Genomic DNA, 12,494 nt, shown 5'->3' with positions numbered 1-12,494 from the left:
GGGGTTCAAAACCGAAAGAACGTCCATCTCGCAACATCAGATTGCTTAGTTATCGCTTGTTACCTCTGGGGCGTACTGCATTTTAGTGAAACGCTTAAAGCTAAGCACCAACTTGCTCAAAGTTTATTTCCTAATTTCCTAGAATATTATCGCTTTGTCCGCCGTTGTAATGCCCTCTTACCGAGTATCCAAGTCATTCGCCAAGCACTCGTCTTTAAAGAGGTTGAAGGAATGAGTGTATCCATTATTGACAGCTTCCCCATTCCTTTGTGTCAGCCTATTCGTAATTTCAGAAGCAAAGGTCTTGGAGATTATGCAAATGTTGGCTACAATGCTACAAAGGGACAGTACTTCTATGGATGTAAATGTCATGCTTTAGTCAGTGAATCAGGCTATGTCATAGACTACACAATTACTCCTGCTTCAATGGCTGATAGTTCAATGACCGAGGAAGTGTTGAGTCAATTTGGGACACCAACAGTCCTTGGAGATATGGGATATTTAGGTCAGTCACTGCATGATAGGCTGGAATTAGAAGGAATTGATCTAATGACACCTGTCAGGAAGAACATGAAGCAAAAGAAAATCCTTTTCCCTAATTTTTCAAAACGTAGAAAAGTGATTGAGCGAGTTTTCTCTTTTTTGACAAATCTAGGAGCTGAGCGTTGTAAAAGTCGTTCGCCTCAAGGTTTTCAATTGAAATTAGAGATGATACTTTTAGCGTATTCTTTACTGTTAAAATCAGCTAAATCACTGGAACCAGAGACTTTAAGATATTCTATCGGGTATCAAGTCATGGCTAAATAATCAACTAGCAATTCGGGTTCCTTATAGAAATAATAGGTTTTTGGAATAGTCCTTAAAATTCGATTATTTCCGGCATTCTATTTTTGAATACTAGCAATTTTTTGCTAGTTTTTTTATTGACAGAAATCAATTTTATTCTTTTGTTTTTGAACTATACTGTAATTATAAAAATAAAAGGATACTGTAAAATGGCTTTTCAAAAATGGTTACAAAAAAATGCAAATCGCTTGATGCTGGCATCAGCGATATTGATTGGGTTTGGTTTCTTGGGGAAATATGTTTTTGCTAATGAATTAGCTTGGAATTTAACAATGCTCATCGCTTCAATTTTGGGTGGGTTACCGATTGGAATCCACGCTTATCAGGCTTTAAAATTCAAACAAATTTCAATTGACTTGTTGGTTACGATTGCGGTAGTGGGTGCGATTTTCATTAGAGAATTTGAAGAATCTGCCATTGTAACTTTCCTATTTACTTTCGGAACTTATCTGGAAAAAAGAACGCTTGAAAAAACGCGGTCATCAATTAAAGAACTGTCGCAAATGGCGCCGACAAGAGCGCTTTTTGCGGATGGAAGAGAGATTGATATTGACAAAGTCAAAGTAGGCGATATGCTTCTGATAAAAACAGGAAGTCAGGTGCCTGTAGATGGTCGAGTTTACGGCGGTTCTGCTTTTATCAATGAAGCCGCCATCACAGGAGAGTCTCGAGAAATTGAGAAAAACAGTGGCGAGCAAGTATTTTCAGGGAGTATTTTAGTAAATGGAATCCTCTATGTGACTGCTGAAAAAGTGGGCGAAGATACAACTTTTGGAAAAATCATCGAATTAGTTGAAGAAGCACAAGATACTAAATCACCTGCTGAAAAATTTATTGACCGTTTTGCAAAATATTACACACCAGTCGTGCTTTTGATTGCCATTTTAACTTGGCTCGTGAGTCAAAATTTGGAGCTTGCCATTACGATTTTGGTATTGGGGTGCCCAGGAGCCTTAGTGATTGGTGCGCCGGTATCTAATGTTGCTGCGATTGGTAATGGAGCGAAAAACGGTCTATTGATTAAAGGAGGAGAGGTGATGGACACTTTTAGTCGGATCGATACCTTACTTTTTGATAAAACAGGAACACTGACAAAAGGTGAAACAGAGGTTGTATTAGTTAAAGAGTTTGGCGAAATTTCCGAAAATTTACTGACGAAAATATCTACGATTGAAAGTCAGTCTAATCACCCACTTGCGACTGCGATTGTCAGGTTTATTGGGAGTGGTGCTACAAAGGGAAAAATTGAAGAGCTTGATGTGATTAAAGGTCAGGGAATTATTGCTGATGACCTATTGATTGGAAATGAAAAATTACTGACAGCCCATAAAATTTTACTGACAGATTCTCAAAAACAAAGTTTGAGAGAAGTAGAAGAAAAAGGGATGTCGATCGTGCTTGTTGCAAAAGCTGGTCAGCTCAAATTAATCTACGGAATTGCTGACGAAATCCGTCCAGAAGTTAAAAAAGCGCTGACAGCCCTAAGGCGTAATGGAATGAAGAAAATGGTGATGTTGACCGGCGATAATGAAGTGACTGCCAGAAATGTTGCAAAGGAATTGGGAATTGATGAAGTTCATGCGAATCTGCTGCCAGAAGATAAAGCAAGAATTGTCAGTGAATTTAAATCGTCAGGACATAAGCTTGCTTTTATTGGTGATGGGATTAATGATAGTCCGTCGCTTGCCCTTGCCGATATTGGGATTGCCATGGGTTCTGGTACAGATATTGCGATCGAAACGTCTGATGTTGTATTGATGAAGTCTAGTTTTGCTGAGTTAGTTCAGGCTTACGGATTGGCAAACAATACTGTGAGAAATATGCGTCAAAATATTGGGCTTGCAATTGCTGTCGTCATTTTTCTACTTGTCAGCTTGATTTTAGGTGGGACAGGATTTGTTCCAAATTTTGTCAATATGGGTACGGGAATGTTTATTCATGAAGCGTCGATTTTGATGGTTATTTTAAATGGGATGCGCTTGATTTCTTATAAAAATAAAAAGATTAATTGATACAAATCAATTTTTTATGATTAGAATAGCGGTAAAATAAGAGAAAAGTTAAAGAAAGAAGGAAAAAAGATGTCTAAAATAATTATGAAACTTGATGAGCTAAGCTGCCCATCTTGTCTTGCAAAAATCGAAGGGTCCATGACTGGGACAAAGGGAGTGATTTCTGCCAAAGTTTTGTTTAATGCCTCAAAAGTCAAAGCTGAGTTTGACGAAAATATCGTCAAATCTGACGAATTAGTCACTAAAGTTGAAAAGCTCGGATATCCCGTGCAAATCTCAAAAGTTACGCTAGTTTGAGCAAGGAGGGAAAAATGATTGAAGTAAGTATTGATGAAAAATATGAAGCAGAAGTCAAAAAATCTGAGATTGACCACCATAAACCAACTGCTGGTGCGATGTTGAGTCATGTTTTGTCTAATATTTTTTATGAAAAAATAAGTCTGATGCAGGCAGGGCTTTATGCTAAAAGTGCAGATTATCGCATAAAATTTCGTGAAATTGCCCTAAAAGAAGACGAATGGTTTTATCTTATTTCTGAGCAGTTACTTGATGAAAATGAATTGGTCCCAACGACGCTTGACGAATTTGTCAGCAATCATAAATTCATTGAAAATGACCCCAAAGCCAAGTATTGGACAGATGAAGCATTGATAGAAAACTTTATCAATGATTTTCAGAACCAAAATTTATTTATCGGACGAGCGATTAAACTAGCACAAAAGGAAGAAAAATTTAGCTTAGAACTTGCAATTCGCAAGATTTACGGCTATAATTTGTCTATTATTCGCTATTTTGCAGGAGAACTTGGAAAAACGATAGGCGAATTTATTGAGGAGGAAGATGACGATTAAAGATTTTGATGAGCATTTAAGTGACCACCATTGTATCCAGCTAGTCCCGCTTTTTTTTGACTTGAGTCCAGATGAGCTTGCTCAAGTTGAAGAAATTGTTCAACACAAAAAAGTCAAAAAAGGTGAAACGGTTATCCAACCATCGGCAGAGCCACTTTTGACAATAGTTGCCAAAGGAAGTTTAAAAATATATCAAATCTCATCCACTGGAAAAGAACAGCTATTAAGAGTGATTGAACCTGGTGGATATGAAGGAGAAAAATCCATTTTCGGCCTTGTCAATAAAAACTTATTTGGCGAAGCTCTATCGGATAGTACGATTTGTTTTGTCAGAAAATCCGATTTTACGGAACTCTTACTCGCTAAACCTCAACTTTCCCTCCGTCTTCTTGAAATGAACGCTGTGAAACAAAATGAAACGGAGCAACAAGCCAAGTTTTTGATGATGGAATCTGTAGAAATGCGTCTTGCTAACTATTTATTGGATTTGGCTAAAATTACTGACGGATCTTATGTACAAATTCCAATGACTTTGAAGGATTTGTCAGCATTTATTGGCACGACTCCTGAAACAATCAGCCGGAAACTTCGTCTCTTAGAAGAGAAGGGATTGGTCGAGCATTACGGAAAATCTTTCAAAATTTTAGATTATGAAAGACTTGAAGATGAATATGCTTAGACAAATTTCTGTCAGTAAATTTATTTACTGACGGAAAAAATATAATCAAAAAAATACTGACGAATTGATTCTGTCAGTATTTTATTTTTAATGAAAAAATGAAACCTAAGTAAACAATGAGGATTATCAACAAAAGGGCTTGTTTTTTGATATAATGGAAGGAGTAAACTGGGGGATTGGGAGAAATTATTATGAGTTTTATTGCACTTTTTGAGCTGGCACTTTTTTTTCTTAATGTTATTTTATCCTTTGTCATTATTTTTAGGGAAAGAAAATCAACAGCAGCAACTTGGTCATGGCTCTTTGTAGTTAATTTATTGCCGATTATAGGCTTTATTTTATATTTACTCATTGGTCGTGGAATTTCACATTATCGTATTTTTAAAGACCGTAAAAGGTTTCAACTTGGCTTTGAAAAACAACTTGAACATGCGGAGAAATCATATACAGATAGATTGTTTATTAAAAAAATGAGAAAAAATCATGTGATTGGTCAACTAATTCACATGCTTTATGTTGAAGAAAAATCGATTATTTCAACAAATACTGGTGTCAAAATTTTTAATGATGGACGCCAGAAATTTAACGCTTTGATAGAAGATATAAATCAAGCCAAGCATCATGTCCATATGGAATATTATATTTTTAGAATGGATCGAACGGGTCATGAAATCTACGATGCCTTACTGGCAGCCGCAAAACGTGGAGTAGAGGTGAAACTTTTAATTGACGCTTGGGGTTCAAATAAGACTAAAATGTCCAGCTTTAAAGAGCTTCAAGAAGCTGGTGGACATGTGGCTCAATTTTTCCCCTTGATTATGCCCTTAGTTAATCCCCGAACAAATTACCGTTTGCACCGTAAAATCGTTGTGATTGATGGTGTAGTTGGCTATACAGGTGGATTCAATGTCGGTGATGAATATGTTTCAATTACGAAAAAATTTGGATATTGGCGTGACAATCATTTGAGATTGACTGGTGATATTGTTTATAGCTTACAGCATCGTTTTATCTTAGACTGGAATTCACAACATCATTTTGAAGTGACTGAGGGAGAACCTTATTTTCCAGATTCTATTGTTGAAGGACATGTAGCGACTCAACTTGTGACTTCTGGTCCAGATGAGGATAAAGAGCAAATCAAATTGACTTACATGAAGATGATTTCTGGTGCTGAACGAGAAATTATCATTCAAACGCCCTATTATATTCCTTCTGATGCCTTGCATGAGTCAATAAAATTGGCCCTTTTATCAGGTGTACAAGTTAAAATGTTAATTCCTAACAAGCCAGACCATCCGCTGGTTTACTGGGCGACATATTTCCATGCCGCTGATTTAGTTAAATATGGTGCCAAGGTTTATACTTATGAAAATGGATTTGTTCATTCTAAAACGTTAATTATTGATGGAGAGTATGCCTCAGTTGGTTCGGCAAATTTGGATTATCGAAGCTTACAATTATGTTTTGAAGCAAATGTTGTTATTTATGATTATGATATTTCACAAAAATTGCGAAATGATTTTATGAAAGACTTGAAGTTAAGCCGTCCATTGACTTTAGAGCGTTATGAAGAAAGATCAAAGATGATTCGTTTTAAAGAAGGACTGGCTCGCTTAATTGCACCAATGCTTTGATTTAGAAACTAAGATAGAGCAAAAATTATCATTTGGAATGATAAGATGAAAATGGAGGAAAGAGATGGACAATAAACTCAATATTGTAATCATTACAGGAATGTCTGGCGCAGGCAAAACAGTTGCGATTCAATCCTTTGAAGATATGGGTTATTTTACAGTGGACAATATGCCACCAAATTTAATTGAAAAATTTGTTGGGCTATTGAATACACCTGATAATAAAATTGATAAAGTGGCCTTAGTCGTTGATATGCGTTCGCGTGCTTTCTTTGAAGATATTCAAAGTATTGTGACCGAATTGACAGATAACACGAGTGTGAACTTTAAATTGTTGTTTTTAGATGCCAACGATACTGAATTGGTTTCACGTTATAAAGAGACTAGACGAAGCCACCCACTGGCAATTGATGGTCGAACACTGGATGGAATTACTAAAGAGCGTGAGATTTTAGCTGATTTAAAAAATTTATCAGAAGTAGTGATTGATACCAGTGAATTAACACCAAGAAATCTTCGAGCAAGAATTTTGCAAAAATTTGCGACAAGTACAGAATCAACTTTCCGAATTGAAGTGATGTCTTTTGGTTTTAAGTACGGTTTGCCATTGGATGCTGATTTGGTTTTTGATGTCCGTTTTTTACCGAATCCACATTATATTTCTGAATTACGTGATAAAAATGGAACAGATCAAGAAGTTTATGATTATGTGATGGAACATCCGCAATCTGAAGAATTCTATCAAAATTTGATGAAGATGTTGGTTCCGATTCTCCCTGCTTATAAAAAAGAAGGGAAATCAGTTTTGACAATTGCTTTTGGCTGTACCGGAGGTCAACACCGCTCAGTGGCCTTTGCTGAACGAGTTTCTGCTGCTTTAAGAGAAAAGTGGCATCTAAATGTTAGTCATAGAGACAAAGACCGTAGAAAGGAAACGGTAAATCGTTCATGAGCAATCCTAAAGTTGTCGTTATCGGTGGTGGGACCGGAATTCCTGTCGTTCTAAAAGCATTACGTAAAGAAAAAGTTGATTTAACAGCGATTGTAACCGTTGCGGATGATGGAGGTTCTTCTGGACGGATTCGTTCAGCAGTCAGTATCGCTCCTCCTGGTGATTTGCGAAATGTATTGATTGCAATGTCAGACATGCCTAAATTTTATGCCGATATTTTACAGTATCGATTTGATAAATCTGATGGAGAATTGGCAGGACACCCTCTTGGGAATTTAATTATTGCCGCAATTTCTGAAATGCAAGGATCAACTTATCGTGCGATTCAAACCTTGGCTCAATTCTTTCATGTTGAAGGGAAAATTTACCCTTCATCTGATGCAGCATTGACATTACATGCCGTTTTTAAAGATAGTCATGAGGTAAGCGGTGAGAGCCAAATTGCAGGCTATAAAGGCTTGATTGACCATGTTTACCTGACTCAAACTGTCAATGGCGAAAGCCCAATTGCTTCACGAAATGTTGTTAAATCAATTATGGAAGCAGATACGATTGTTTTGGGACCGGGTTCACTTTTCACTTCAATTTTACCTAATATTGTTATTCCCGAAATCTGTGAGGCTTTATGGAAAACATCGGCTAAAATTATCTATGTTTGTAATATTATGACTCAACGTGGTGAAACAGAGCATTTCACGGATGCTGACCACGTTCGTGTTTTGAATGAACATATTGGAACAAAAGTGATTGATACAGTTCTTGTGAATATTCAAGAAGTGCCAGAAGAATATATGAATACAAATAAATTTGATGAGTATTTGGTCCAAGTTGATCATGATTTTGCATCATTGAAGGCTGAAGAAGTCAATGTAATTTCTAATAATTTTCTGGAACTGCGTGATGGTGGTGCCTTCCATAATGGAGAAGCTGTTGCCAAAGAAATTGTTGCCATTTCTCAACGTCAAGAATTTAGACATTAAAAAATTACTGACAGGATTTGTCAGTAATTTTAAACGGATAAAGAGTTTAAGAGGAAGGAACAAGACAGGGTTTTTTAACCTGAATAGAAAAAATTATGAGTTTCACAAGTGATGTAAAAAAAGAATTAACCCGTAATTTAGCCACAACTGGTGCCCTTCTTGCCCTTGTAAGAATGAATGGCTCTGTTGGAATTTTTAATGGTTTAACTTTATCGATTACGACAGAAAATGCTGGTACGGCTAAATACATTTATCAAATGCTTCAAGAACTCTATGAAATTCATGCAGAGATTCGTGTTCATCAAAAGACAACACTTTCTAAAAATCGGGTTTATACTGTTTTTATCACAGAGGGTGCTGGCGAATTATTAGATGAATTGAGTTTGGCTGATTCACTGATGCTGGATAATGGTGTCCCTGAATTTGTTAAAAATGATGAATTCATTAAAAAAGACTATTTGCGTGGCGCATTTTTGTCGGCCGGAGCTCTGCATAATCCTGAAAAAGGGGAGTATCAATTATCCATCGCCAATGTTTATCAGGAACATGCTGAGGATTTACAAGAAATATTTCGAGATTTTGGCTTAAATGCTCGAGTGATTGAACGAAAAAATCGGTGGATTCTTTATTTATCAAAAGCAGAAGAAATAATGGATTTTTTGACTTTGATTGGCGCAATGAAGGCGAGATTGAAATTTGAAGAAGCTAAAATTATGCGTGAAATGCGGGGATTAGCTAATCGTCAGTCCAATTTTGAAAATGCTAATATTGCTAAATCCGTAATGGCTGCTCAAGAAGCAATTGATGCTATTCAATTTCTTAATGAAAAAAAAGAATTAGAACAACTTCCACCCTCTTTAAAAGAAATCGCTCGTTTACGTTTAGAAAATCCAGAAGCAACGATTAAAGAATTGGGCGAATTACTGGACCCACCATTGGGAAAATCTGGAGTCAACCATCGATTGAGAAAACTGGTTGAACGCTCGAATGATTTAAAAAAAGTTGAAAGTTAATAAAAACTGGCTTGATAATGAGCCAGTTTTTATTATTTCCAACCATTAAGAAAGAAGCGAGAAAGAAGTTCGGTTTTTTCTAAAAGTCTTTCTATTGACAAGCCCTTCATTCCAGAATTAAAAATATTTATGATGAAAAGAAAGTCTTCTTTAGTGTATTCTTTAGAAATTTTTTCTTCTTTTTGTCCTTTTTCAAAAAGATTTTCGTAAATTTTTGCTTGGGGTAAAAGAGCATCAGTATCAAAAAAATCAGGACTTTCGGAGTATTGAGTCATTAGATTTTCTGAAAAAACAGGACTGAACACTTTAAGTTGTTTCAATTCAAGATCAATGATAGCCTGAAAAGTATCTGTAAAATCAAGGTCACCATTAATGATTTCCTCGATTTCATCGACCATGTGCTCAAAAGATTTTAGAAGAACATAGTTCATCAAATGACTTTTATTTTGATAGTATTTGAAAAGAGTTACCTTAGAAACAACCGCTTTTTTAGCAATTTCTTCGATTTTTATATCTTTTATTCTTTTTTCGTTTAGTAATTGAAAAGTGATTTCTAAAATTGCTTTTTTCTTTTGTTCAGTTTGGTTCACTACAAACACACTTTCTAGCTGACAGAGTAATCTGTCAGTAAATTTTTTATAGAAATTACATATAACAAAATTATAACTTTATTGTTGAACTATTTCAAATAAAAGAGTACAATATGAACTATAAAAATAAAATAGTTTATATTTTGAAAAGAGGGTTGTTAAAAGGTTATTGGTTGTATTTTTAGATAACTTTTCTTGAACTCTATAAAAGTTAAGGGTAAAATATGAACAATAAGTATAAGAATAGTTCAGAGTACAAATTTATCAAGCTAATCAAGGAGGAACAAAATGGCGAAAATTGTCGAAGTCAGTGGACTTCAAAAGAATTTCGGAAAGTTTCAGGCCTTAAAAAATGTATCTTTTGAGGTTAATTCTGGTGAAGTTTTGGGTTATATTGGACCAAATGGTGCAGGTAAATCAACAAATATTCGGATTTTACTTGGAATTATTAAAGCAACAAAAGGGAAGGCTCAAATTTTTGGTAAAGAAGTCTGGCAAGATTCAATTGAAATCCATAAAAAAATTGCTTATGTGCCAGGAGATGTTTATCTTTGGCCCAATTTATCGGGTGGAGAGACAATTGATTTGTTTTTGAAACTTCATGGACAAATTAACAAAGAGAAGCGGGATGAACTGATAAAAAAATTTGATTTGAATCCAAAGAAAAAAGTTCGCTCTTATTCCAAAGGAAATCGCCAAAAGATTGCGCTTATTGCAGCTTTAGCAACGGAGGCTGAACTTTATATTTTTGATGAGCCAACCAGTGGGTTAGACCCATTGATGGAGGCCATTTTTCAAAAAGAAGTGGAAAAATTAAAAACAGCGGGAAAAGCAATCATTTTGTCCAGTCACATCTTATCAGAGGTTGAAAAGTTAGCTGATAGAGTTGCGGTTATTCGAAAGGGTGAAATCGTTGAGACGGGTTCTCTTGAAGATTTACGACATTTGACAAGGTATCAGTATAAGGTTATAACGGAAGAAGTTCCTCATGATTTAGAAAAATTAGCTTCTGTTCATGATTTGCAGATTATTGACAGAGAAGCAAGTTTTCAGGCTGATTCAGATTCAATTGATGAAATCTTAAAAACACTTTTACAATATGAGTACATAAACTTGAATCAACTCCTCCAACGCTTGAAGACCTCTTTATGCGTCATTACCAGTAAGGGGGAAGCTTATAAAACAGGTGTTTTGTTTAGGGCCTTACTCAAAAGAGATTGGCTAAAATTACTTTTTTGGATTTTGGGAATGCTTGCATTTGCAGCTTCAGGGGCTGGAAAATGGAAGTCACCTCAAATCCAGCTACGGCAAATAGTCTTTATACAATGTTTGTCAAAAATCCAGCAATGATTGGCTTATTTGGCCCCACACCTGTAAATAGTCCAGCAAATTATAGTTTAGGTCCTATTTTTGGTCAAACGATGACTTTGATTACAGGTATCACCTTTGCTATTATTTCGATTATTTATGTTGTCAATCGAAGTAGAAAAGAAGAAGATGATGGAATTACTGAGCTTTTTCGTTCTTATTCTATCGGAAAATTAGCAAACACGACGGCCCTAGTAATTGAACTTATTTTCTTACATCTACTAATGGCTATTCTACTCGCCTTTTCCATTCAAGCGCAAAATGTAACAGGCTTAAATGATTTGGGAAGTAATTTACTCTTTGCTTTCACCACAAGCGCCCAAGGACTACTTTGGGGAATGTTTGCCTTACTTTTAGGGCAAGTTTTCTCTGATGCGAGTACAACTAAAGGGGTGACCTTTGGTTTGTTTGGATTGCTTTATATCATTCGAATGGGGACAGATGCAACCAATCTTTCTTTGGGATGGTTTAATCCACTATCATGGGTTTATCTGGCCTTTCCGTATGTCAAAGGACATGAAAATTGGACCAGTATCATTTTGACATTTAGTTTATCCTTGATTTTATTGGTCATTTCTTACTTTTTAGAGCTTAAAAGGGATGTGGGAGCTGGTTATTTGCCTGAGGGACAAGGAAGAGCGCAAGGTAAAAAAGCTTTATTTGGTTTTCCTGGTCTTATTTTAAGTCTTGAAAAAAAGATGATTCTTGGCTGGCTTATTGGAAGTTTTGTGCTAGGTCTGGTTTATGGTTCGATGTTTGGTCAAATGGACCAATTTATTTCTAATAATAAAACAGTTAAAGAAATTTTTGTGGGAAATGAAACCGCGGCCTCGGCGATTAGAGGAAACTTCATGGTTACTTTATTCTCTATTTTATCGATATTAGTTGCGGCCTTTGGAGTGGTATTACTGATAAAAATGGTGGGTGAGGAAAGAAGAAATCGCTTAGAGGCACTCTATGCTTTGCCACTTTCAAGAGCAAAGGTCTATTTCACATATGTGCTGACAGCTATTTTTTCAGTTATAGTTGCACAATTTTTGGCTCTTTGAGGGATATTTATTGAACAATTGGGAAATGAGAATGTTCTTTCTTTTACAGAAATTATGAAATCTGGGATGATTTGGCTTGTTGCAGTCATCTTTGTCCTTGCTATCCTTAGCTTGCTAATGGGTCTTGTTCCTCGGTTCGCTGATGTGATTTGGGTTTATCTAGGCTTCTTACTCTTTATGACTTATCTTGGAAAATTATTGAATCTGCCAAAATGGTTGGAGAATTTGAGCATTTACAGTCAGATTCCCAAATTACCAGTGGAGAAAATGAATCTTCCAACAGTCAGCTTGATATTAATATTAGCTCTTGTATTAATTCTGATTGGCTATAAAGCTTATGAAAGACGTGACTTAATTACAGGATAAATTTAAAAGCTATCTAAGCAAGATAGCTTTTTTTGTAAAATGAGCAACAAAATGTTGTCTAAACCCAGAAATACAGTATTTTTTAGCATTCTAATATAATTTATGATAGAATGAATGAGTTATTTTATAAATACGCTTTCAGGAGAAAAAT

Annotated in this window: 10 protein-coding genes and 2 pseudogenes; 11 read left to right on the top strand and 1 reads right to left on the bottom strand. The window is 35.6% G+C overall.

The window, feature by feature from the left end:
- The 9 genes from LLA01S_RS05805 to whiA form a co-directional block, all read left to right on the top strand.
- A partial coding sequence (locus tag LLA01S_RS05805; protein WP_061777974.1) for an IS982-like element ISLll1 family transposase occupies positions 1 to 807 on the top strand: 807 nt, incomplete at its 5' end.
- A gap of 188 nt (positions 808 to 995) precedes the next feature.
- A complete protein-coding gene (locus tag LLA01S_RS05800; RefSeq protein WP_061777973.1) occupies positions 996 to 2,858 on the top strand; it encodes a heavy metal translocating P-type ATPase in 1,863 nt (620 codons plus the stop codon).
- A 69-nt stretch (positions 2,859 to 2,927) separates the two neighbouring features.
- A complete protein-coding gene (locus LLA01S_RS05795; protein WP_061777972.1) occupies positions 2,928 to 3,155 on the top strand; it encodes a heavy-metal-associated domain-containing protein in 228 nt (75 codons plus the stop codon).
- 14 nt (positions 3,156 to 3,169) lie between these two features.
- Positions 3,170 to 3,709 carry a hypothetical protein gene (locus tag LLA01S_RS05790; RefSeq protein ID WP_011675969.1) on the top strand — a complete coding sequence of 180 codons (540 nt, stop codon included), beginning with the start codon at positions 3,170 to 3,172 and terminating at the stop codon, positions 3,707 to 3,709.
- Positions 3,699 to 4,388: a Crp/Fnr family transcriptional regulator gene (locus tag LLA01S_RS05785; RefSeq protein WP_011675970.1), complete on the top strand. Its 690-nt coding sequence runs from the start codon at positions 3,699 to 3,701 to the stop codon at positions 4,386 to 4,388. Before LLA01S_RS05790 ends, LLA01S_RS05785 begins: the two co-directional genes overlap by 11 nt.
- 191 nt (positions 4,389 to 4,579) lie before the next feature.
- The gene (gene cls, locus LLA01S_RS05780; RefSeq protein WP_032949960.1) at positions 4,580 to 6,025 is read left to right on the top strand and encodes a cardiolipin synthase; all 1,446 of its coding nucleotides are present in this window, start codon (positions 4,580 to 4,582) and stop codon (positions 6,023 to 6,025) included.
- A 64-nt stretch (positions 6,026 to 6,089) separates the two neighbouring features.
- Positions 6,090 to 6,977 (top strand): RNase adapter RapZ, encoded by an 888-nt coding sequence (rapZ, locus tag LLA01S_RS05775; RefSeq protein ID WP_011675972.1) that lies wholly within the window; start codon positions 6,090 to 6,092, stop codon positions 6,975 to 6,977.
- A complete protein-coding gene (locus tag LLA01S_RS05770) occupies positions 6,974 to 7,957 on the top strand; it encodes a gluconeogenesis factor YvcK family protein (protein WP_011675973.1) in 984 nt (327 codons plus the stop codon). The genes rapZ and LLA01S_RS05770 overlap by 4 nt, the downstream gene beginning before the upstream one ends.
- Positions 7,958 to 8,052: 95 nt before the next feature.
- On the top strand, positions 8,053 to 8,970 hold the full coding sequence (gene whiA, locus LLA01S_RS05765) for a DNA-binding protein WhiA (protein ID WP_011675974.1): 918 nt from the start codon (positions 8,053 to 8,055) through the stop codon (positions 8,968 to 8,970).
- Positions 8,971 to 9,002: 32 nt separating this feature from the next.
- Here whiA and LLA01S_RS05760 read toward each other — a convergent pair whose 3' ends face one another.
- Positions 9,003 to 9,560 (bottom strand): TetR/AcrR family transcriptional regulator, encoded by a 558-nt coding sequence (locus LLA01S_RS05760; RefSeq protein ID WP_011675975.1) that lies wholly within the window; start codon positions 9,558 to 9,560, stop codon positions 9,003 to 9,005.
- A 288-nt stretch (positions 9,561 to 9,848) separates the two neighbouring features.
- Here LLA01S_RS05760 and LLA01S_RS05755 point away from each other — a divergent pair.
- Together LLA01S_RS05755 and LLA01S_RS05750 are read left to right on the top strand one after the other, a co-directional pair.
- A pseudogene (locus LLA01S_RS05755) lies at positions 9,849 to 10,726 on the top strand (ABC transporter ATP-binding protein).
- 114 nt (positions 10,727 to 10,840) lie between these two features.
- Positions 10,841 to 12,343: pseudogene (locus tag LLA01S_RS05750) on the top strand (ABC transporter permease).
- The last annotated feature ends 151 nt before the right edge of the window (positions 12,344 to 12,494 follow it).

The sequence above is a fragment of the Lactococcus cremoris subsp. cremoris NBRC 100676 genome, from assembly GCF_001591705.1.
Classification (GTDB): Bacteria; Bacillota; Bacilli; order Lactobacillales; family Streptococcaceae; genus Lactococcus; species Lactococcus cremoris.
The sequence above is the reverse complement of the archived record's forward strand: the minus strand, read 5'-3'. Positions and strand labels throughout refer to the sequence as shown.

Coding starts and splice junctions, on each gene's coding strand:
- whiA (WP_011675974.1), top strand. CDS start 8,053: ATGAGTTTCACAAGTGATGTAAAAAAAGAATTAACCCGTAATTTAGCC.
- LLA01S_RS05770 (WP_011675973.1), top strand. CDS start 6,974: ATGAGCAATCCTAAAGTTGTCGTTATCGGTGGTGGGACCGGAATTCCT.
- LLA01S_RS05800 (WP_061777973.1), top strand. CDS start 996: ATGGCTTTTCAAAAATGGTTACAAAAAAATGCAAATCGCTTGATGCTG.
- LLA01S_RS05795 (WP_061777972.1), top strand. CDS start 2,928: ATGTCTAAAATAATTATGAAACTTGATGAGCTAAGCTGCCCATCTTGT.
- cls (WP_032949960.1), top strand. CDS start 4,580: ATGAGTTTTATTGCACTTTTTGAGCTGGCACTTTTTTTTCTTAATGTT.
- rapZ (WP_011675972.1), top strand. CDS start 6,090: ATGGACAATAAACTCAATATTGTAATCATTACAGGAATGTCTGGCGCA.
- LLA01S_RS05790 (WP_011675969.1), top strand. CDS start 3,170: ATGATTGAAGTAAGTATTGATGAAAAATATGAAGCAGAAGTCAAAAAA.
- LLA01S_RS05785 (WP_011675970.1), top strand. CDS start 3,699: ATGACGATTAAAGATTTTGATGAGCATTTAAGTGACCACCATTGTATC.